General features: G+C 73.1%; 18 protein-coding genes. 1 reads left to right on the plus strand and 17 read right to left on the minus strand.

Annotation, left to right across the window (positions count from 1 at the left end):
- Positions 1–39 precede the first annotated feature (39 nt).
- The 10 genes from GA0074696_RS30250 to GA0074696_RS30295 form a co-directional block, all read right to left on the minus strand.
- On the minus strand, positions 40–2,412 hold the full coding sequence (locus GA0074696_RS30250; protein ID WP_088964227.1) for a glycoside hydrolase family 65 protein: 2,373 nt from the start codon (positions 2,410–2,412) through the stop codon (positions 40–42).
- Entirely contained in the window at positions 2,409–3,158 is a 750-nt protein-coding gene (locus tag GA0074696_RS30255; protein ID WP_088964228.1) for a beta-phosphoglucomutase family hydrolase, read from the minus strand. The genes GA0074696_RS30250 and GA0074696_RS30255 overlap by 4 nt, the downstream gene beginning before the upstream one ends.
- Positions 3,159–3,217: 59 nt before the next feature.
- Complete coding sequence (locus GA0074696_RS30260; protein ID WP_088964229.1) at positions 3,218–3,685, minus strand: DUF4442 domain-containing protein; 468 nt, start codon at positions 3,683–3,685, stop codon at positions 3,218–3,220.
- A gap of 97 nt (positions 3,686–3,782) precedes the next feature.
- Positions 3,783–4,784, minus strand: coding sequence for a hypothetical protein (locus tag GA0074696_RS30265; protein ID WP_088964230.1), 1,002 nt, complete (start codon positions 4,782–4,784; stop codon positions 3,783–3,785).
- A 96-nt stretch (positions 4,785–4,880) separates the two neighbouring features.
- Positions 4,881–6,239, minus strand: coding sequence for an ABC transporter ATP-binding protein (locus GA0074696_RS30270; RefSeq protein WP_231925205.1), 1,359 nt, complete (start codon positions 6,237–6,239; stop codon positions 4,881–4,883).
- 83 nt (positions 6,240–6,322) lie between these two features.
- On the minus strand, positions 6,323–8,500 hold the full coding sequence (locus GA0074696_RS30275) for a bifunctional glycosyltransferase/CDP-glycerol:glycerophosphate glycerophosphotransferase (RefSeq protein WP_088964231.1): 2,178 nt from the start codon (positions 8,498–8,500) through the stop codon (positions 6,323–6,325).
- 17 nt (positions 8,501–8,517) lie between these two features.
- Positions 8,518–10,470 carry a DUF5941 domain-containing protein gene (locus GA0074696_RS30280; protein ID WP_088964232.1) on the minus strand — a complete coding sequence of 651 codons (1,953 nt, stop codon included), beginning with the start codon at positions 10,468–10,470 and terminating at the stop codon, positions 8,518–8,520.
- Positions 10,467–11,210, minus strand: coding sequence for an ABC transporter ATP-binding protein (locus GA0074696_RS30285; RefSeq protein ID WP_088964233.1), 744 nt, complete (start codon positions 11,208–11,210; stop codon positions 10,467–10,469). Before GA0074696_RS30285 ends, GA0074696_RS30280 begins: the two co-directional genes overlap by 4 nt.
- A 1-nt stretch (position 11,211) precedes the next feature.
- Positions 11,212–12,039: an ABC transporter permease gene (locus tag GA0074696_RS30290; RefSeq protein ID WP_088964234.1), complete on the minus strand. Its 828-nt coding sequence runs from the start codon at positions 12,037–12,039 to the stop codon at positions 11,212–11,214.
- Positions 12,040–12,097: 58 nt separating this feature from the next.
- Positions 12,098–13,468 carry an L-serine ammonia-lyase gene (locus GA0074696_RS30295; protein WP_088964235.1) on the minus strand — a complete coding sequence of 457 codons (1,371 nt, stop codon included), beginning with the start codon at positions 13,466–13,468 and terminating at the stop codon, positions 12,098–12,100.
- 316 nt (positions 13,469–13,784) lie between these two features.
- On the opposite strand from GA0074696_RS30295, the gene GA0074696_RS30300 reads away from it, so the two are divergent.
- Positions 13,785–13,985, plus strand: a complete 201-nt coding sequence (locus GA0074696_RS30300; protein ID WP_088964236.1) for a PspC domain-containing protein — start codon at positions 13,785–13,787, stop codon at positions 13,983–13,985.
- 365 nt (positions 13,986–14,350) lie between these two features.
- On the opposite strand, the gene GA0074696_RS30305 is transcribed toward GA0074696_RS30300, so the two are convergent.
- The 7 genes from GA0074696_RS30305 to pdxH all read right to left on the minus strand — a co-directional run bounded on the left by GA0074696_RS30305 (position 14,351) and on the right by pdxH (position 20,469).
- Positions 14,351–15,118, minus strand: coding sequence for a DUF4230 domain-containing protein (locus GA0074696_RS30305; protein ID WP_088964237.1), 768 nt, complete (start codon positions 15,116–15,118; stop codon positions 14,351–14,353).
- 98 nt (positions 15,119–15,216) lie between these two features.
- Positions 15,217–16,380, minus strand: coding sequence for an acyl-CoA dehydrogenase family protein (locus GA0074696_RS30310; RefSeq protein WP_088964238.1), 1,164 nt, complete (start codon positions 16,378–16,380; stop codon positions 15,217–15,219).
- 32 nt (positions 16,381–16,412) lie between these two features.
- A complete protein-coding gene (locus GA0074696_RS30315; protein ID WP_088964239.1) occupies positions 16,413–16,718 on the minus strand; it encodes a type II toxin-antitoxin system VapB family antitoxin in 306 nt (101 codons plus the stop codon).
- A 179-nt stretch (positions 16,719–16,897) separates the two neighbouring features.
- Entirely contained in the window at positions 16,898–17,500 is a 603-nt protein-coding gene (locus tag GA0074696_RS30320) for a nitroreductase family protein (protein WP_088964240.1), read from the minus strand.
- 11 nt (positions 17,501–17,511) lie between these two features.
- Entirely contained in the window at positions 17,512–18,441 is a 930-nt protein-coding gene (locus GA0074696_RS30325) for an aldose 1-epimerase family protein (protein WP_088964241.1), read from the minus strand.
- A 106-nt stretch (positions 18,442–18,547) separates the two neighbouring features.
- Positions 18,548–19,843, minus strand: coding sequence for an MFS transporter (locus GA0074696_RS30330; protein WP_088964242.1), 1,296 nt, complete (start codon positions 19,841–19,843; stop codon positions 18,548–18,550).
- Complete coding sequence (gene pdxH, locus GA0074696_RS30335; protein WP_088964243.1) at positions 19,840–20,469, minus strand: pyridoxamine 5'-phosphate oxidase; 630 nt, start codon at positions 20,467–20,469, stop codon at positions 19,840–19,842. The genes GA0074696_RS30330 and pdxH overlap by 4 nt, the downstream gene beginning before the upstream one ends.
- Between the last annotated feature and the right edge of the window lie 51 nt (positions 20,470–20,520).

Consider the following 20,520-nt stretch of genomic DNA (forward strand, 5'->3'; position numbering starts at 1 on the left):
CAGCCCCTGACCAGCCGACCTCGTGGCCGGTCGGGCTGGTCAGACGTTGTCCTCCGGAAGGTGCAGCAGCGGGGCACGACCCGGGGGTTGCTCGGGCGCCGGGCCGGGCGGGTCGGGCGTGGGCACCGGGACGGTTACCGGCAGGGCACTGGTCACGCTGATCTTCTCGCCGTGGTGGTGCAGCTCCATGACCGTGTCCGGCCCGCCGTTGCGCAGCGAGTACGTGGTCTGGTGCGGCCGGACGTCCACCCGCAGCCGCAGTGAGCGCCACTGCAACGAGAACTCCAGCCGGCTGAGCCGACTGGACAGGCGCGGCGAGAACGACAGCGTCCCGTCGTGGTCGCGCAGCCCGCCGAAGCCGGAGACCAGCGCGATCCACGCGCCGGCCAGCGAGGCCATGTGCACCCCGTCGCGGGTGTTCTCGTTGAGGTCGTGCAGGTCCATCAGCGCGGCCTCGCGCAGGTAGCGGTGGGCCAGCTCCGGGTGCCCGACCTCGGCCGCCATCACCGCCTGGGTGCAGGCCGACAGCGAGGAGTCCCGGACGGTACGCCGCTCGTAGTAGAGGAAGTTGCGCAGCTTCTCGTCGGCGGTGAAGGCGTCACCCCGCCAGTGCATGGCCAGCACCAGGTCGGCCTGCTTGACCACCTGCTTGCGGTACAGGTCGAAGTACGGGTAGTGCAGCAGCAGCGGGTACTTCTCCGCCGGGGTGTGCTCGAAGTCCCACTCCTGCAACCGGGTGAAGCCCTCCACCTGCTGGTGGACCTTCAGCCCCTTGTCGTACGGGATGTACATGGCGTTCGCCGCGTCCCGCCACTGGGCCGCCTCCTCCTCGGTCACGCCGAGGTCGATCGCCTCGTCCCGGTAGCGCATCGCGCAGTCGGCGGCGGTGAGCAGGTTCCGCTGCGCCATCAGGTTGGTGTAGATGTTGTCGTCCTTGACGGCGGTGTACTCGTCCGGCCCGGTCACCCCGTCGACGTGGAACCGACCGCTGCGGTCGTGGTGGCCGAGCGAGCGCCAGAGCCGGGCCGTCTCCACCAGCAGCTCCAGGCCGATCTCCTGCTCCAGCTGGTCGTCGTCGGTGACCAGCAGATAGCGGCGCAGCGCGTCGGCCACGTCGGCGGCGATGTGGAAGGCGGCGGTGCCGGCCGGCCAGTACGCCGACGACTCGGGGCCCTCGATGGTCCGCCAGGGGAACGCGGCGCCCTGGAGGTTCAACGTCCGGGCCCGTTCCTGGGCCTGCGCGAGCGTCGAGTGCCGCCAGTAGAGGGCGTCCCGGACGGCGGACGGCTGGGTGTAGGTGAGCACCGGCAGCACGAACATCTCGGTGTCCCAGAACGCGTGCCCGTCGTACCCGGGGCCGGTCAGGCCCTTGGCCGAGATGGGTCGCCGCTCGGCCCGGGCGCCGGCCTGCAGGACGTGGAACAGCCCGAAGCGGACCGCCTGCTGCACCTCCGGGTCTCCCTCGACCCGCACGTCGGCCGCGTCCCAGAACTCGTCGAGGTACTCCCGCTGCTCCCGGCGCAGGCCCTCCCAGCCGTCCAGCCGGGCCGCGGCCAGCGCCGCGCCGACCTGGTCGCGCAGCGCCGGCAGCGACCGCTTGCTCGACCAGCCGTACGTGAGGTACTTGACCACCCGCAGCGTCTCGCCGGGCTTGAGCACGCAGCCGACCGTGGTCCGCACCCAGTCCTCGTAGCCCTCGGACTCGACGGTGAACTTCGCCGGGGCGTACACGTCGTGGCCCATCTCGGCGGCCACCCGCAGGCTGCTGACCTTGGTGCGGTGGATGAGCAGCCCGCCGTCGTCGGTGGTCAACTCCTCCTCGGCCAGCAACGGCGACTCCAGCACGGCGGCCACCCGCGGGTCGCGGCTCTGCGCCGGCAGCGTCTCGTTGGCGACCAGCTCGGACTGGAGGATGAGGCGCAGCGGCCCGTCCACCGCCTCCACCTCGTAGTTGATCGCGGCGACCGCCCGCTGGGTGAAGGAGACCAGGCGGGTGCTGCGGACCTTGACCTGGCGCCCGGCCGGGGAGCGCCAGTGCATCTCCCGGTGCAGGGTGCCGGCGCGCAGGTCGAGGATCCGCTCGTGGCTGAGCAGCTCGCCGTACCGGACGTCGAGCGGCTCGTCGTCGACCAGCAGCCGGATCAGCTTGCCGTTGGTGACGTTGACGATGGTCTGGCCCGACTCGGGGAAGCCGAACCCGGCCTCCGCGTACGGCAGCGGGCGCAGCTCGTAGAAGGAGTTGAGGTAGGTACCGGGCAGGCCGTGCGGCTCCCCCTCGTCGAGGTTGCCGCGCAGCCCCACGTGCCCGTTGGAGAGCGCGAAGACCGACTCGGACTGGGCCAGCACGTCCATGTCGAGCCGGGTCTCCCGGATGTGCCAGGGCTCGACCGGATAGGCGCGTTCGCGGATCATGCCGCCGTCCCCTTCAGCAGGTCGGAGAGGTCGGTGACCACGATGTCGGCGCCGTGGGCGCGCAACTCGTCGGCCTGGCTGACCCGGTCGACGCCGACCACGTAGCCGAAGCCGCCGGCCCGCCCGGCGGCCACCCCGGCGAGGGCGTCCTCGAAGACGGCGGCGTTGGCCGGGTCGACCCCGAGCAGCTTCGCGCCGGCCAGGAAGGTGTCCGGGTGCGGCTTGCCGCGCAGCCCCTCGGCCCGCGCCACCAGACCGTCGACCCGCGCTTCGAGCAGCGGTTCCAGGCCGGCGGCGGCGACCACGTCGCGGCAGTTCGCGCTGGCCGAGACCACCGCGCGGCGCAGCCCGGCCGCGACGGCCGCCCGCAGGTACGTCACCGAGCCCGGGTAGACCTCGACACCGTCGTGGTGGATCCGCTCCAGCAGGACGACGTTCTTGCGGTTGCCGACCCCGTTGACCGTGTCCGTCTCGGGCGGGTCGTCGGGGCTGCCCTCCGGCAGCACCACCCCGCGCGAGGCCAGGAAGGACCGGACCCCGTCGGCGCGGGGCCTGCCGTCCACGTACCGGTTGTAGTCCGGCCCGGGGTCGAAGGGCCGGAACGGCTCACCGGTGGCCGCCGCCCGCCGCGCCAGGAACGCGTCGAAGGTCTGCTTCCAGGCGGCGTTGTGCACCTTGGCGGTCTGCGTCAGCACACCGTCCAGATCGAAGAGACAGGCGGACACATGAGCAGGTAGGCCCAGCACGGTACGAATCTATCCAGCGCACCGCCCGAACAAACGCGTTTCGTCAGGTGCCGGTGCCGTCAGCGGTTGGGGCGCAGCGTCCAGACGACGGTCATCGTGCCGGTGACGGTGCCGTCCTCGGTGCCGATCTCGACCTCGACGGGGAACTCCGGCCGCTGCCCGGCGTCCAGCTCGGCGACCACCTCGGCCGGTGTACGACCGAGCCGGGCGGTGGCCAGCACCGGCCCCATGGCCAGCTTCCGGTACGCGATGTCGGCCCGGACGGCGAGCGGCACCGCGCGGTCGAGCAGGTGGCCGAAGGCGGCCATCACCACCGTGCCGGACGCGGTCTCGCCGAGGGTGAACATGGCTCCGGCGTGCGGGCCGCCGACGTGGTTGTGGGTGGCCGGCGTGTCGGGCAGCCGGACCACGGCCCGGACCCCGCCCTGGGCCTCCGGGGCGACCTCGACGAACTCGAAGCCGAGGGTACGGGCGAACGGCACGGCCTGGAGCATCCCGGCCGCCACCTGGCGCGAGTCGATGGACATGCCCCGACGTTACTAGTCGGTAACTTCTCCGGCAAGGCGCGGCGGACCAGGAATTTCACCGGGGCGGGCAGCTCTCGCCGCCCGCCCCGGCGACGTGTCAGAACAGGTTGCCGAGGGTGCGCAGGATCTCCGCGTAGAAGTTGCCCTCGATGCTGCGGAACAGCGCGAAGTCCTCGCCCGGGCTGCCGACGAACGGACGCAGGGTCCAGGCGAGCTGGGTGCCGACGAAGCCGAAGAGCAGGATCCAGACGTACAGCAGGGTCATGCTGGCCGGCCGCTCCGACTCGCCGCGCCGCACCGGCGGGGTGCCCCACGGCCGGCCCGCCCCGGCGTACCCCGGCGACATCATCCCGGGCGGGAAGGCCGCCACCGGGTGGCCGGCCAGCACGACCGGCTGCGCCGGGACGCCGGCGGCCGGCTGCGCGGGGATGACGGACACCGGCTGCGCCTCGGCGGCCGGCGTGGTGGCGCCGTTCGCGCTCGCCCCCACGGCGACCGGCTCCGCGACCGGCTCACCGGCCGCCGGCTGGGCGGGTACGACGGCCTGCGCGGCCGGAGCCGCGGCGGCGGCCGGTGGGGCGGCGGCGGTCGACGGGGCGAGCAGGCCGTGCGCGTTGAGCACCTGCATCCCGCCGGTGAGGAAGCGCAGCCCGACCACCGCCGAGAGCGTCAGGATCGCCACGTTCAGCAGCTTGAAGAAGCCGTAGTCCGGCGCCGTGATCAGGAAGAAGAGGCTGATCGGGGCGAACGCCACCGCCAGCATCGAGGTCACCGTGATCGCCACCATCACCAGGGCCACCGACTGGCGTACCGAGAGCCGGGCCCCGAAGACCAGGTTGAACAGGTAGAGCGTGGGCAGGCAGATGGCCAGGGTGATCAGGAAGAGCAGCGGCAGCTTGACCGCCGAGGTCAACGCCATCAGCACGCCGTGGAACGCGCCGAGCACCGCCCCGTAGCAGGCCAGTGCGACGGCGGAGCTGGCCAGCATCCGCCCGGTCAGCGCGTTCAGGTCGTCGTCGGCGACGATCTGCTGCCAGATGCCCTGCCGGTCACGCAGGATCCGCTCGATCACGAGCGGGCTCGGACGGTCACCCGACACGACGGGCCCCTCTCTACAGGCGGTGCTCAGTGGACTGGGTGCGCTGACCGTAGGGCATGGGCGCGCTCGCCCGCAGCCCCGCCGGAGCCCGAGGGCTCAGCGCCAGCCGACGTCGATCCGGTCGCCGCGCTCGTCGAAGAAGTGCAGGGCGTCCATCCGTACGGCGACCGACATCGGGTGACCCGCCGAGATCGCCGGGTACGGGGCGAGGCGTACCCCGAGCTCGGCGGGACGGCGGTGGTGCCGCCCCAGGTCGGGGAGCACGCTGGTCCGGTTGCCGCCCCCGCCGGTCGGGGCGGAAGTTGGCTCCAGCTCGCCGGCCCGGCCGGTGAGCCGCTGCATGACCTGCCCGAAGCGGCGCAGCCCGCGCTGCCCGGCCGGCGCGTCGTCGGTCGTGGCGCCCATCTCGTCCACCACGATCGCGGTGGCGCCGATGTCGAGGAAGGCCAGCGACTCGTGCCCGTGGTGCTCCAGGTAGCGGACCCGGCCCCGGAGCACGTCGCCGGGGGTGTCCGGGGCGACCGGCGTGAGCGCCTCGGCCCGCATCCCGACCACGATCCGCTCGCCGTGGTAGTGCGCCACCGCCCGGCTGCGGATGTCGTCCCAGGGCAGGTAGAGCGCCTGCTCGCCGAGGGTGAGGGTCACGTACCGGTCGAGGTGGACGTAGACCGACGCCTCCAGCAGGTTCATCCGGGGGCTGCCGAGGAACGCCGCGACGTAGAGGGTGGCCGGCCGGCCGTACACCTGGGTCGGCGTGCCCACGTCCTGCAGGACGCCCTTGCGCATGATGGCGACCCGGTCGGCCATGGTCAGCGCCTCGGCCTGGTCGTGCGTGACGTAGATGGTGGTGACACCCAGCTCCCGGGTCAGCCCGGAGATCTCCGCGCGCAGCTCGGCGCGCAGACCGCTGTCCAGGTTGGAGAGCGGCTCATCCATCAGGAAGAGCCCCGGCCGGCGCACTATCGCCCGCCCCATGGCCACCCGCTGCCGCTGGCCGCCGGAGAGCTGGCTCGGCTTGCGGCCGAGGACGTCGCCGATGCCGAGCGCGCCCGCGACGTCCTGCACCCGCTCCCCGCGCGGGGCCGGCTCCACCCCGGCCAGTCGCAGCGGAAAGGCGATGTTGTCCCCGACGGTCATGTGCGGATAGAGCGCGAAGTCCTGGAAGACCATGGCGATCCTGCGCTCCCGTGGCGGCAGGTCGTTGGCGACCTCGCCGTCGAGCATCACGGCACCGGAACTCGGGTCCTCCAGGCCGGCGACCATTCGGAGCACGGTGGACTTGCCGCAGCCCGACGGACCGAGCAGCACCATGAACTCGCCGTCGTTGACGTCCAGATTGACGCTGTCGACCGCGACCGTTCCGTCCGGGAACACCTTGGTGACATCCTTGAGCGCGACGGTGGTCACCGTCTCCTCCCCCAGTTCGGCCGACCGCTTGACTGTGACGAGCATCATCGGATCAGCACATCGGGTAAACGTGCGATGTTGCGGTCATGACGGTCCGATTACCGGCAGCGGCCGCCGCGGCGGGACCACTGTCAGGCGGGGTCGTCGAGGAAGACCCGACGGACCACCCGCTCCGCGGCGTGCCCGTCGTCCAAGGTGCAGAAGCGGTCCCGGAACCGCTGCCGCGCCCGCTGTGCCTCCGCCCCGGTCACCGCGCCGGAGCGGAAGAGTTCCAACAGCTCGGCGAAGGTGAGCGCGACGGCGCCGGGCGGTTCGGCGGTCACGTCGAAGTAGACGCCCCGGGCCAGCGCGTACGCGTCGCGGTCCGGCGCGTACACGACGATCGGGCGGTCGAGGACGGCGTAGTCGAACATCGCCGACGAGTAGTCGGTGACCAGCACGTCCGTCGCGAGATAGAGGTCCTCCACGCTGCCGTGGTCGCTGACGTCGACCGCCCGGCCCCCGGTACGCCGGCGGGCCCGGCCGGCGCGATCGTGGAAGTAGTGGCTGCGGACCAGCAGCCGCCCCGCCGGCCCGAGCACGTCGAGCAACCGCTCCGGGTCGAACGGCGGGCGGTAGCGGGGCAGGTGCTCGCGGTGCGTCGGCGCGTACAGCACCACCCGCTCGTCCGGCCCGATGCCGAGCCGGTCCCGGATCTCCCGGACCTCCTCGGCGGTGGCGGTGACCAGCCGGTCGTTGCGCGGGTAGCCCACCTCCAACGTGGTGTACGAGGCCGGGTAGGCCCGGTCCCACATCTGGGTGGAGAAGCTGTTCGAGGTGATGCTGTAGTCCCAGCGGTCCACCCGGCGCAGCAGCCCGGCGAAGTCCATCCCGCCCGCGCCGAGCGGGAAGCGCTGCTGGTCCAGGCCCATCACCTTCACCGGCGTGCCGTGGTGGGTCTGCACGTGCACCGAGCCGGGTCGCCTGCGGACGAAGTCGGGGAAGTTGACGTTGTTCACCAGCCACCGGGCCCGGGCCAGCGTCCGGTAGTAGCCGGGGGTGCCGGCGACCACGAACTCGGTGCCGGGCGGCAGCGTGTCCACCCGGTCCCGCCGGACGATCCACACCCCCCGGACCTGCGGGGCCAGCCGGCCGGCGGCGGCGTGGATCGCGGCCGGGTTGCAGGCGTACCCGCGGTACCAGTACGCGGCGTAGACCGCCAGCGTCGGGTCGATCGGCCGGCGCAGCTCGGCCCGGTAGTACTCGCGCAGCACCGCGTCCCGGGTCAGCCGCGCGGTACGCCGGGCCACCGGCAGCGCCCGCCGGGCAGTGCCGCGGGCCGTCGCCCGGGCCTGGTTCGCCGCGCGCAGCGCGCTGAACGTCCGCCACCGTCCCGCCGCGACCAGCCGGTGCTTGAGCCCTTCCAGCCCGTCCGGCGCGGGGTAGCCCTCGGCCGGCCGGAAGCGCCGGTGGTCGGCGGTCATCTGGGCGAAGAACGCCGGGCGCAACGCGGGGGCGATCCGTTCGCCGTTGCCGAGCACGGTCAGGTGGTGCCAGACCATCCGCTCGAAGACCGCCGGCCGCAGCTCGGCCACCGCCGGCCCCCAGCGGTCCAGCAGCGCGAACACCCGGTGCCACTGCGCGAAGACCTCGAAGTGCCGGTCCCCCCGGGTCCGGGTGATCGCCCCGGCCCGCCGCTGCCGGTAGTTGACGCAGACCCGGTCGAGCACGGCGATCCGCTCGGCGGCCAGCAGCACCGGATAGGTGAAGGAGACGTCCTCGTACCAGCCGGGGGCGAAGCGCAGCCCGAGGTCGACCAGGAACTCCCGGCGGACCACCCGGTTCCAGGCGGTGTGCAGCAGGTGCATGGTCTCCGGGCGGTCCCGCAGCCGGAAGGTGGCCTCGGCGGGCGGCTCCGGGAACACCTCGGTCATGGCGCTGCGGGTGGCGGTGTCGTTCCAGTGCGCTCGGACGTGGTCCACCACGAGGACGTCCGGGCGGGCGGCCCGCAGCCGGCCGGCGACCTCGGGCAGGCAGTCCGGGGCGAGCCAGTCGTCGCCGTCGACGAACCAGACGTACTCTCCGACGGCCCGGTCCAGCCCGGCGTTGCGGGCCGGACCGAGCCCGACGTTGCGGGGCAGCCGGAGCGCCCGGACCCGGGGGTCGCGGGCGGCGTACTCGTCGAGGACGTCGCCGACGGCGTCCGGCGAGGCGTCGTCGACGCCGATCACCTCGAGGTCGTCGAAGGGCTGCCCGAGGATCGAGTCCAGGCACTCACGCAGGTAGCCCTGCACCCGGTAGGCCGGCACGACGAAGCTGATCAGGGTCATCCCGGCCGCCCCCTTGGTCAGCCCGGCGAACCGCCTCCGACCGGGACGGCCGTCACCCGCGCGGCGCGGGCCGGCAGGACCACCCAGGCCAGGACGACACTCGCCACGAATCCCACGAGAAGGTACGTACCGAGTGTAGCCAGACCGATACTCACAATTCCGGCGATCGCCGCCAGTGCCAGCAGCACCGACCGCCCCTCCCAGCCCAGCGTCCAGCGGTGCAGCGGCGGGGCCGCCTGCCGCTTCTCCAGCCGGGCGGTCAGGTCGTAGTGGTGCAGGGTGAGCACGAGGACGTACGCGAAGACCAGCCAGGCCGGCGCGCCGCCGACCACCCCGAGGGCGATGGCGAACAGGTACTCCCCGGCCCGCAGCGCGGCCGGGACCAGCCAGTCCAGCGGCCCGTTGTGCGCCGCGCCGGCCCCCAGGCCGCCGACCAGCAGCACCAGCAGCGCCGCCGGCACCCACCAGCGCAGCCCGCCGTCGTCGGTCAGCAGCGCCGCGACCAGCAGCGCCGCCGGACCCAGCGCCGCCAGCACCGCCAGGGTCAGCGGTCCCATCGGGCGGACGACCGGCAGCCGCGCCGCCAGCGGACCGTCGTCGCGGTGCAGCGTGGCGTCGACCGTGTCCAGCACCGGCACCCACATCCAGCGGGCCCGCAAGGTGCGCAGCGCCCCGGTGTACCCGAACGCCAGCGTCCCCCAGACCAGCACCGCGATCAGGCTGACCAGCGGGTTGAACAGCGCCACGGTCAGCGCGATCAGCGCCCACCGCTCGCCGATCGGGAAGACCACCGTCCGCTTCAGCCAGTACGACACCGAGCCGGTGTCGGCCTGCACCCGGGTGGAGGCGGCGTTCAGCCGGTCACCGATGCCACCGCCACCCCCGCCCACCGCCGTCTTCGGCCGGCGGGCCGCCTCGTCGTGCAGCACGCCGTACCAGGTGTCGGTCATGTGCCGCACGGTCTGCAGCGTCATCGCGGCGATGGCGAGAGCCCAGCCGTACCGGAAGCCGGCGTGCGTCGCCCCGTAGCCGAGGCCGGCGTAGACCACGTACTCCTTCGCCCGGTCGGCCATCGTGTCCAGCCAGCCGCCCCAGGCGCTGAAGTGCCGGGTGTAGCGGGCCAGTTGGCCGTCCACACAGTCGAGCACGAAGCCGAGGTAGAGCAGCACCGCCCCGCTGACCAGCGCGGGCCGGCCGCCGGCCCCGAACAGCACCGCCGCGGCGACCGCGAAGAGCACCGACAGCATGGTCACCGCGGTCGGGCCGAGCCCGATCCGGGCCGCCGCCTTCGTCACGTACGGCGACCAGGTGCTGACGAAGTAGGTGGTGAAGAAGTCGTCCCGCTCCTTGACCGAGAGCCGCAGCTCGGCCTTGTCCTCGTTCACCCCCGCCAGCGCCGCCTCGGCGGTGTGCAGCCCGGCGGCGTCACCGATCCGGTGCGCCACGAGCAGGCGTACCCGGTGGGCGAAGGTCAGCGTGCCGAGCGCGGTGAGCGCGGCGAAGAGCCCGTCCACGGCGGGCCCGGTCGCGGGCCGGGCGGCGGCGGCCCGGGCGGCGGCCGCCAGGGCCGGCAGATCCTCCACGCCGACCCGCAGCGCGCCGCCGAACACTCCGGTGGCGTCGGCCAGCTCCGGCCCGGCCTCGACCACCTGGCCGCGCTCCTCGCGCACGGCCGTGCGGCCGGGGACCGGCGGGTCGGTGAGCACCAGGGCCACCGTCGGGCCGACCGGGCTGGTGGCCAGGTGCTTCAGTACGGCGGTGTGCGCGACCAGGTCGGCCCCGCTGACGATCACCGGGCCGCTGGCGGCGCCCACCAGGGCGGCCAGCTCGTCCAGGTCGGCGGCGGCGCGCACCTCGTCCGCCCCGGCCCGGCGCCACTGGGCGGCCAGCCGGTCGGCGAGCGTCTCCCCGGCGCCGGTGGGCAGGCCCGCGGCCGGCGCACCGGCGGCGAGCACGATCGCGAGGGTCACCGCGGGACCGCGGCGTGGTACGCGTCGAGCGCCTCGGCGACCGTGCCGTCCACGGTCAGCCGCCCGCCGTCGAGGTAGAGCCCCCGACGGCAGAACCGGGTCAGGTCCTTCTCGTTGTGTGACACCAGCACCAAGGTGCGCCCCTCCGCGAGCAGTCGGTCGATCGTCGAATAGCACTTCTTGCGGAACTCCGCGTCGCCCACCGCGGTCACCTCGTCCATCAGCAGGATCGGGTGCGGCAGGTGGGAGATGATGGCGAACCCGAGCCGGACCTTCATCCCGGACGAGTAGTGCCGGACCGAGGTGTCGATGGCCCGCTCCACCTGCTCGCCGGCGAACGAGACGATGTCGTCGAAGTGCCGCTTCAGGTACGCCGACGACAGCCCGTGCAGGCCGCCGACGAGGTAGAGGTTCTCCCGCCCGGTGAGGTCGTTGGAGAAGCCGGCGGAGAGTTCCAGCAGCGGCGCGACGTCGCCGCGCACCCGGATCCGCCCCTCGTCGGGGATGAGCACCCCGGCGATGAGCCGCAGCAGGGTGCTCTTGCCGGTGCCGTTGCGCCCGATCACCCCGACCGTCTCGCCGGGCTCGACGGTGAAGGAGACGTCCCGCAGCGGCCAGAACTGCCCGGCCGCGGCGCCCCGCCCGCCACGGTGGATGAACAGCTCACGCAGCCGCAACTGGCGCCGGCGGTTGCGGACGAAGCGGATACCGAGGCCCTCGGCCTCGATGATCGGCGCCACCTCACAGCTCCTTGAGCACGGCGGGTTCGAGCCGGCGGAACGCCCACCAGCCGGCGACCAGCAGCAGCAGGCTGCCGGCGACCGTGGTGGCCAGCAGCCGGGCGTCGGGAAACTCGTCCGGGTACCAGATCGCGTGCTGGAGCTGGAAGATGCCGACCAGCGGGTTGAGCTCGTAGCCGACCTTCACCCAGCCCGGCATCCCGGACTCCCGGACCAGGCTCAGCGGGTAGATGATCGGCGTGGCGTAGAAGAGCACCCGGATGATCAGCCGCATGAAGCGCTCGACGTCGCGCATCAGCACGTTGACCGCCGAGAGCAGCAGCGACAGCCCGACCAGCAGGGTGGCCTGCACCAGCACGGCCAGCGGCAGGGCGAGCAGCGACCAGCCGGGGTGAATCCTGCCGTGCGCGGCGTAGCCGGCGGCGACGGCGAAGAGGATGGGCAGGCCGGCGGCGTACTCGGCGAACCGGCCGGTGACCCGGCCGATCGGGAAGACCTGCCGGGGCACGTTCATCGTGGTGATCAGGCGGGACTGGCCGGTCAGCGCGTTGGTCGCCTCGCTCAGCGCCGAACTGGTCCACATCCAGGCGAAGATCCCGGTGATCAGGAAGAGCGGGTACGACTCGGCGGCCTGCCCGAGGTGCCGCTCGGTGTCGCCGGAGTAGAGCACGCCGAAGACGAAGAAGTAGATCGCCCCCATGCCCAGCGGCTCGATCAGCGACCAGAAGTAACCGAGCACCGACTGCTGGTACTTCACCGCCAGGTCCCGCTTGACCAGGATCCGCAGCGAGTTGCGGTGCGACCACAACGCCGCGACGCCAGCGGTCACCGTCGCCTCCCGCCTCCCAGGACGGACGACAGGTTAGCAGTCGGTGAACGAACGCCCCTCAGCACTCGATCACGTTGACGGCCAGGCCGCCGCGCGCCGTCTCCTTGTACTTGACCTTCATGTCGGCGCCCGTCTCCCGCATGGTCTTGATGACCTTGTCCAGCGAGACGGCGTGCACCCCGTCCCCACGCAGCGCCAGCCGGGCGGCGGTGATCGCCTTGATGCTAGCCACCGCGTTCCGCTCGATGCACGGGATCTGCACCAGCCCACCGACCGGGTCGCAGGTCAGCCCGAGGTTGTGCTCCATGCCGATCTCGGCGGCGTTCTCCACCTGCGCCGGCGTGCCACCGAGGGCCTCGGCCAGCCCGGCGGCGGCCATCGAGCAGGCCGAGCCGACCTCGCCCTGGCAGCCGACCTCGGCGCCGGAGATGGAGGCGTTCTCCTTGAACAGCACGCCGATCGCGCCGGCGGCCAGCAGGAAGCGGACCACGCCGTCCTCGTCGGCGTGCGGGGTGAACCGGGTGTAGTAGTGCAGCACCGCCGGGATGATGCCGGCCGCGCCGTTGGTGGGGGCGGTCACCACCCGGCCGCCGGCGGCGTTCTCCTCGTTGACGGCGAGGGCGAAGAGCGTCACCCAGTCCATCGCGCGCAGCGGGTCGGTGGAGTCGATCTCCGCCTCCAGGCTCCGGCGCAGCTCGGCGGCGCGGCGGCGAACCTTCAGCCCGCCGGGGAGGACGCCGCCGTGCTCGCAGCCGGCCGCCACGCACTCCCGCATCACCCGCCAGATCTCCAGCAGGCCGGCCCGCACGTCGGCCTCGCTGCGCCAGGAGCACTCGTTGGCCAGCATCACCTCGCTGATCGACAGCCCGGTCGCGGCGGTCACCTCGAGCAGCTCGGCGCCGGTGTAGAAGGGGTACCGCACCCGCGTCGTGTCGGGCTTGATCCGGTCCGCCCCGGCGGCCGCCTCGTCCACCACGAAGCCGCCGCCCACCGAGTAGTAGGTACGGGCCCTGACCTGCGCCCCGGCCGCGTCGTAGGCCGCGAAGGTCATCCCGTTCGGGTGGTACGGCAGCGACCGGCGGCGGTGCAGCACCAGGTCCCGGCCCGGGTCGAAGTCGATCTCCTGCACGCCGAGCAGGTGCAGCCGGCCCTCGGCGCGGATCGCGGCCACCCGGGGGCCGACGGTGTCGGTGTCGACCGTCTCCGGTGCCTCGCCCTCCAGCCCGAGCAGCACGGCCCGGTCGCTGCCGTGGCCGTGCCCGGTGGCGCCGAGCGACCCGAACAGCTCGGCCTGGACCCGGACGACGTCGGCGAGCAGCCCGTCGCCCTTCAACCCGGCGACGAACGTCCGCGCGGCCCGCATCGGTCCCACGGTGTGCGAGCTGGACGGCCCGATGCCGACGCTGAAGAGGTCGAAAACACTGATCATGGCTGCACTTTCCTCGCCGTCGCGCCCGGTGGTGCCGGGTCCGACTCGGGTTCCGCCCGCCGAGGTCTCCGGCGGCCGTCGGCACCGCCCGGGGTGGTGGACGGCATCCGACCGGCGAGCCTACCCGCCCGCCGCACCTCCCGCCTTTCCACCGCAGGTGACGACACCTTCCAAGGGTGCATCGGGCGGGGGCGGCGCGGGTAACCACCTACGGGTCCGGGGCCGCCGGATCGGTCTTCGGACGGAGGGCGCGGTGGCCACCCCTTTCTACCGTTGGTTGCAGAGCGGCGGATCGCCGCAGAGTGGGAGTACGACGATGAGTCGCAAACTGGTCCGGCCCCGCGAGGGGCGCATGCTCGCCGGCGTCTGCGCCGGCCTGGCCCGCCGGTTCAACACCTCGGCGTTCATGATCCGGCTGCTGTTCCTGCTGTCGCTGCTGCTGCCCGGCACCCAGGTGATCGTCTACCTGGTGCTCTGGGTGCTGATGCCGAACGAGGACCGCGCCGCCACCCGCTAGCAAGATGCGGGCCAGTGCTCCGCCCTTCAGGGCGGGTGAAGGCCCGCACTGGAGGGGCCGCCAGGCCCCGAGCGTGCCATTGACCGTGGTAAAATCTGGGCGGGCTCCAGCGATAACCAAGCTGGAGCCCGCCGCACCAGACGTCGCCGCAGGGCATGCGGAGACGGAAAACGCCTGTGGAGCGGACGTAAGACCGGAGCACGCTCCGGCTGATCGCGGTGAAGCAGGAACCCAACTGGGCGTTGCGCGTTCCGCGCGCAGCGCGGAGGGAATCCCCGCCATTCATGGCGGTGGAGGAAGTCAATGACCTCCCCGCACGGCAGCGCCCGCCCCGATATCTCGGGGCGGGCGCTGCCGGTTTCGGGTCAGGGAGCGGCGTACGTGACGGTGATTTTCTCGTAGCCGAGTGAGCGGAGCAGGCCCTCCAGCATCTTGCGGGTGTTCTCCTCGGCGCGCTGGGTCAACCCGCTGTCGCGCGCCGCCGCGGTGATCCGTTCCTCGGCGAGCTGGTAGACCTGCTGCTGCCGGTTGGGGTCGCCGTTGACCAGCTCGCCGAGCCGGTTGAGCAGGCCGCGCTCCTCGGCGAAGACGTAGCTCTTCTGCAGGTCGAGGTTGGTCTTGCCGAGCTGCGGCGCCGGCAGCTTGATCTCGACGGACTTGCCGTCGGCGGATTCGACCACCGCCCCCTCGGAGATCTTGGTGAAGTCGACGTACGCCTCCACGCTGCCCGCCCCGACGAAGAGGGTCCGCTGCTTGAGCAGGAACTCGGGCACGTTGTTGCGGTCGTTCTGGAGGTCGACCACGACCTGGAAATTGCCCTCGGCGGCGACGTAGCGGCTGAGGTCCTGGATCGACTTGAGCAGCGGCGGCTGGCTGCGGTCGGTCTGCTCCTTGGCGAACGGGTTGCGGAAGTCGGGGAAGATTCCGGTCGCCTGGGCGCCGAGCAGCACCACCACCGCCAGCGCCGCCGCGCCCAGCCACACGAGCAGGCCCCGGGGGGCGGGCCCGCCGGAGGGCGCCGACCCGCCCGGCCGCGGCGGGGAGGTGTCGTCCGACCGGGCCGGAAGCGTGTCGGCGGTCGGGTAGCCGGGAAACTCCCTGGTGGGCTCGTTGATGTCACCGTCGCGGGCCATGGCCCTCACCGTCCTCGTCAGACACGTCGTCTACCGATGACGGTACGGGCCGGATACGACACCCGCGCGTCGAGCGACCCGATCGGGTGAAGCGTCGGTCAGGCGAAGGCGGAGACCCCGGTCAGCTTCTGCCCGATGACCAGCTGGTGGATCTCCGAGGTGCCCTCGTAGGTCAGCACGCTCTCCAGGTTGTTGGCGTGCCGCATCACCGGGTACTCGCCCGAGACGCCGTTCGCGCCGAGGATCGTGCGGCACTGGCGGGCGATCGCCAGCGCCTCCCGCACGTTGTTCAGCTTGCCCACGCTGACCTGCTCCGGGCGCAGCTTCCCGGCGTCGGCGAGCCGGCCCAGGTGCAGCGCCAGCAGGTAGCCCTTGTTCCACTCGACGGCCATGTCGGCGAGCTTGGCCTGGGTGAGCTGGAAGCCGGCCAGCGGCCGGCCGAACTGGGTCCGGGTGGTCGCGTAGTCCAGCGCCGTCGACAGGCAGTCGCGGGCCGCGCCGAGCGCACCCCAGACGATGCCGTGCCGGGCCTCGGTCAGGCAGCTCAGCGGGGCCTTCAGCCCGATCGCCCCGGGCAGCTGGGCGTCCGCCGGCAGCCGGACGTCGTCGAGGGCGATCTCGCCGGTCAGCGAGGCGCGCAGCGACATCTTCCGCCGGATCTCGCGCGCCGTCACCCCCGGCGTGTCCATGGGTACGGCGAAACCGCGTACCCCCTCGTCGGTGCGCGCCCAGATCACGCCGACCTCGGCGATCGGCGCGTTGGTGATCCACATCTTGGCGCCGTTGAGCACCCAGTCGTCGCCGTCGCGGCGGGCCCGGGTGGCCATCGAGGCCGGGTCGGAGCCGTGGTCGGGCTCGGTCAGGCCGAAGCAGCCGATCGCCTCGCCGGCCGCCATCGCCGGCAGCCAGCGCTGCTTCTGCTCCTCGCTGCCGTAGCGCCAGATGGCGTACATGGCGAGCGAGCCCTGCACCGAGACCAGCGAGCGGATGCCGGAGTCGCCGGCCTCCAGCTCCAGGCAGGCCAGCCCGTACGCGACCGCCGAGGCGCCGGCGCAGCCGTACCCGGTCAGGTGCATGCCGAGCAGGCCGAGCTTGCCGAACTCCCGGGCCAGCTCGCGGGCCGGCACGTGGCCCTGCTCGTACCAGTCGGCGACGTGCGGGCGTACCCGGTCGTCGATGAGCTGGCGCACGACGGCGCGGATCTGCCGCTCCTCCTCGCTGAGCGAGGCGTCCACGTCGAGCAGGTCCAGGGGTGCGGTCATGGGGGCCACCTTAACCAGTCGTCAGGAGGGCGTCATCCCTCGTGGCCGCCGAGCACCAGCACCCGGGCGTGGATCTGGTTGCGCTGCTGCAACGCCGCGCGCAGCGCCCGGTGCAGCCCGTCCTCCAGGTAGAGCCCGCCGTTCCACTGCACGACGTGCGGGAAGAGGTCGCCGTAGAAGGTCGAGTCCTCGGCGAGGAGCTTGTCCAGCGCCAGCTCCCGCTTGGTGGTGATGAGCTGGTCCAGCCGCAGCGGGCGCGGCGGGATCTCCGCCCACTGCTTGAGCGTGTAGTTGTGCTCCGGGTACGGACGCCCGTCCCGGACCGCTCTGAAGATCACGGCACGCTCCCCTCCCCGTGGCCGGGCCGACCGACGGCGCGGAGCCGGGTCACGCCGTGGTGCCGCGAGGTGCGGCACCGATGACCGTGCCAGCCTAACCGCCTCCGCCACACTGCGTTTTACTCCCTCATGTCGCTTTCGCTTCCGCCGATACCCACCCGGGACCGCATGAACCACGCTCAACTCCACCGGCCGCGCCGGACCACCTCGCCGACCGGGCGACGCCCCCGACGCAGTGACGGTGACCGGTGGTCGGGCGCCCGGTAACCCACGGTCACCGCGCCGATCGGCTGGTACTCCTCGGGCACCCCGAACGCCTCCCGGTAGGCGTCCAGCCGCTGTGGCGGGATGCCGAAGAAGCAGGCCCCCAGCCCCTCGTCGACGGCGGTGAGCAGCATGAGCAGCGCGGCGAAGCCGGTGTCGACGTACCAGTAGGGCACCGGCCAGCGTTCCGCCGTCCGGTCCGCCCAGCCCTTGTCCGGCTCGGCGTAGCGCTCCAGGTAGGCGGAGCGGTTGGCGTGCGGCACCACGATCAGCGGGGCCCGCCGCATCCCGGCCAGCCAGCGCTCCCGACCACCGCCGCCCGGGGTGGCCGCCGTCCAGAACCGCTCCCGGTCCGCCGGGGTCTCCAGCACCAGGAAGCCCCAGCCCTGCGCGAACCCGGCCGACGGCGCCCGGACCGCGTGGTCGAGCAGCCGGTCCACCACGTCCGGCGGGACCGGGCGGTCCGGGTCGTAGTTGCGCACCATCCGCCGTCGCCGGACGACCTCGCCGAACTCCATGCCCCCGCCGCTCAGACGCCGGGCCGCAGGCCCCAGGCGCCCTGCCAGGTGCCGCCGGGCTTCAGCGTGATCAGGTCCTTGCCGGAGCGGAACGCGTCCGCCGGGCAGGTCATGGGCTCCACCGCCACCGACCGCCGGTGCCGCTCTCCGGTCAGCGTGTCCCCGGTGAAGACCTGCCACCAACCGAACTCCCGATCCGCCCAGATGTGCACCGCGGCGGAGCCGTCCGGGGCGGCCAGGGTGACCGCCGAGCCCCCGTCGGCGTCCCGCACCAGGTCACCGAAGGCCAGGTCGAGCACCGCGTCGCCGATCGGGCGGGGCTCGGTGAAGTCGTATTCGGTGCCGGCCACCGGCGCGGCGGCGATGGGGAGCAGGCGGCCGTCCAGCAGCACCCGGATCCGCCCCGGTACGCGCAGCGACACCTCGTCCACCGGCACGCCGGGCAGCCGCAGGTAGGGGTGCATCGAGTAGCCGTACGGGGCATCCTCCGCGCCGAGGTTCGTCACCTCGTGCTCGACCCGCAGGCCGTCCGCGCCGACGCTCCACCGGTTCCGCAGCCGCAGCGGCCACGGGTAGCCCGGGCTGGGCGGCAGGTCGTACCCGACGGTGACCGCGTCGGCGGACTGCTCGACGAGGTGCCACGACACCCAGTTGACCAGGCCGTGGATCGCGTTGCGCCGGGCCGGCTCGCTCAGGTCGAGCTGCAACGAGCGCTCCCCGAAGGTGTACTGCCCGTCCCGGATCCGGTTCGGCCAGGGCGCCAGCACGTGCCCGGCCGATCCGGGGCAGATCTCGTCGACGGCGTACCCGTCGACGTAGTCCACGCCGTCGTGCCGGTACGACCGCAGCCCACCGCCGACCTCGACGATGACCGCCTCGTGGCCGTCGGCGGCAATGGTCCACTGTGTCCCGGACGGCGGGCGGGTTCCGGCCTTCTCCATGTCAGGGGACCTTAGTCGCCCGCCCCCGCCCCCGTCGGACCCGCCGAGCCGCTTCCCGCCCAGCGGTCGCCCGGTCCGCCGCGACCCACCCGCCCGCGGCGGAGGGTCAGTCCCGGTCGGCGGCCGGGGTGGCCCGGTAGCGCAGCAGCGCCGGGAAGACCACCACCAGCGCGACGGCGAGCACCGCGGAGACCAGACCGCCGCCCACCCAGGCCACGCCGGTGCCGAACCCGGCCGCCACCGCGCCGGCGCGCAGGTCGCCGAGGCGTGGCCCGCCGGCGATGACCACCGTGTTGACGCCCTGCAGTCGGCCGCGCATCCGGTCCGGCGCGTAGACCAGCAGCATCGACTGCCGCAGCACCGCGCTGACCAGGTCGGACGCCCCGGCGACGGCGAGCAGCAGCACGACCAGCCAGAGCTGGCGGGCCAGCCCGGCCGCGGCGACCGCGAGGCCCCAGCCGACCACCGCCACCACCAGCACCAGGCCCTGCCGGCGGAGCCGGCCGATCCAGCCGGAGGTGAGCCCACCGAGCATCGCGCCGAGCGAGATCGCGCCGTACAGCCAGCCGATCGCCGCGCCACCGCCGAACCGCTCCTGGGCCACCTCGGGGAAGAGCGCCCGGGGCATGGCCAGGATCATCGCGATCAGGTCGATGGCGAACGAGAGCATCAGCACCGGCGTGGTGGCCAGGTAGCGGAGCCCGTCGACGATGCTGGCCAGGCCCGCTCTGCGAGGGCTGCCGTCGCCGTCCGGGTCCGGCTCGGGCGGCAGCGCCGGCATCCGCACGGTCGCCCAGACGGCGGCGGTGAACAGGACCGTGTCCAGGCCGTACGCGATCGGCAGCGCGACGTCCGTCCGCCAGCTCGCGAAGATCAGCCCGGCCAGCAGCGGCCCGGCCACCGACGCGGCGGTGTACGTGGTGAAGTTCAGCGTGCTGGCGGCCGGCACCAGCTCGGCCGGCACGAGCCGGGGAAGGCTCGCCGTGCGGGCCGCCCCGCTGACCGCGAAGCCGACCGACTGGAGCGCCACCAGGGCCAGCAGCAGCACCGGGCTGCCCACCCGGAGCACCGCCTGCAGCAGCAGCGCCAGCATCGAGGCCCAGAGCAGCGCCTGACTGACCAGCAGCACGCCCCGCCGGTCCCGGGCGTCGGCGACCGCCCCGCCCCAGAGCCCGAAGACCAGCAGCGGCAGGAACGCGGCCACCCCGAGCAGGCCGACCCAGAACGAGTCCCGGGTCAGCGCGTACATCTCCACCGGCACGGCCACCGCCGTGAACTGGAAGCCGAGCATGGCGATGCCGCCGCCCAGCCAGATCCGCCGGAACTCCGGCACCGCCAGCGGACGCAGGTCGATCGCCCAGCGGCGCGCCCCGCGCGGCCGGGTCTCCTTGGTCGCGGTCACGGGGCCAACCGCTCCACGATCCAGTCGCCGCCGTCGGCACGGCGGAACCGCAGCCGGTCGTGCAGCCGGCTCACCCGGCCCTGCCAGAACTCCACCGACTCGGGCCGGACCCGGAAGCCGCCCCAGTGCGGTGGCGCGGGGATCTGCGCCACGTCGGCGAAGCGCGCCACCACCGCCTCGTACGCCTCGTCCAGCGCCGCCCGGTCGGGGATGATCTGGGACTGGGCGCTGGCCCAGGCCCCGAGCTGCGACCCGCGCGGCCGGCTGGCGAAGTACGCCTCGGTCTCCGCCCGGTCGACCCGCTCCACCGGACCGGCGACGACCACCTGCCGCTGCATCGGGAACCAGGGGAAGACCAGGCTGGCGTGCGGATTGGCGGTCGCCTCGCCGCCCTTGCGGGAGGTGTAGTTGGTGTAGAAGACGAAGCCCTCCGGGTCGTAGCCCTTGAGCAGGACGGTGCGGCCGCTGGGGCGGCCGGCGGCGTCGGCGGTGCCGACGATCATCGCGTTCGGCTCGGGCAGCCCGGCGGCGACCGCGTCGGCGAACCAGCGGTCGAACTGGGTGTACCAGTCCGCGGCCAGATCGGCCTCGGAAAGGCCCAGGTCGGCGGCGTACTCGTTACGCATGGCCGCCGGCGGTGGTGTGTCGCCCGTCACGTCGCTTCTCCCTCTCGCGGC

It is taken from the genome of Micromonospora purpureochromogenes, assembly GCF_900091515.1.
Taxonomy (GTDB): domain Bacteria; phylum Actinomycetota; class Actinomycetes; order Mycobacteriales; family Micromonosporaceae; genus Micromonospora; species Micromonospora purpureochromogenes.

Excerpts from the sequence above, each read along its gene's own strand:
- GA0074696_RS30250 (WP_088964227.1), bottom strand. The coding sequence starts at position 2,412 with ATGATCCGCGAACGCGCCTATCCGGTCGAGCCCTGGCACATCCGGGAG.
- GA0074696_RS30260 (WP_088964229.1), bottom strand. The coding sequence starts at position 3,685 with ATGTCCATCGACTCGCGCCAGGTGGCGGCCGGGATGCTCCAGGCCGTG.
- GA0074696_RS30270 (WP_231925205.1), bottom strand. The coding sequence starts at position 6,239 with ATGATGCTCGTCACAGTCAAGCGGTCGGCCGAACTGGGGGAGGAGACG.
- GA0074696_RS30275 (WP_088964231.1), bottom strand. The coding sequence starts at position 8,500 with ATGACCCTGATCAGCTTCGTCGTGCCGGCCTACCGGGTGCAGGGCTAC.
- GA0074696_RS30295 (WP_088964235.1), bottom strand. The coding sequence starts at position 13,468 with ATGATCAGTGTTTTCGACCTCTTCAGCGTCGGCATCGGGCCGTCCAGC.
- GA0074696_RS30300 (WP_088964236.1), top strand. The coding sequence starts at position 13,785 with ATGAGTCGCAAACTGGTCCGGCCCCGCGAGGGGCGCATGCTCGCCGGC.
- GA0074696_RS30305 (WP_088964237.1), bottom strand. The coding sequence starts at position 15,118 with ATGGCCCGCGACGGTGACATCAACGAGCCCACCAGGGAGTTTCCCGGC.
- GA0074696_RS30310 (WP_088964238.1), bottom strand. The coding sequence starts at position 16,380 with ATGACCGCACCCCTGGACCTGCTCGACGTGGACGCCTCGCTCAGCGAG.
- GA0074696_RS30320 (WP_088964240.1), bottom strand. The coding sequence starts at position 17,500 with ATGGAGTTCGGCGAGGTCGTCCGGCGACGGCGGATGGTGCGCAACTAC.
- GA0074696_RS30325 (WP_088964241.1), bottom strand. The coding sequence starts at position 18,441 with ATGGAGAAGGCCGGAACCCGCCCGCCGTCCGGGACACAGTGGACCATT.
- pdxH (WP_088964243.1), bottom strand. The coding sequence starts at position 20,469 with ATGCGTAACGAGTACGCCGCCGACCTGGGCCTTTCCGAGGCCGATCTG.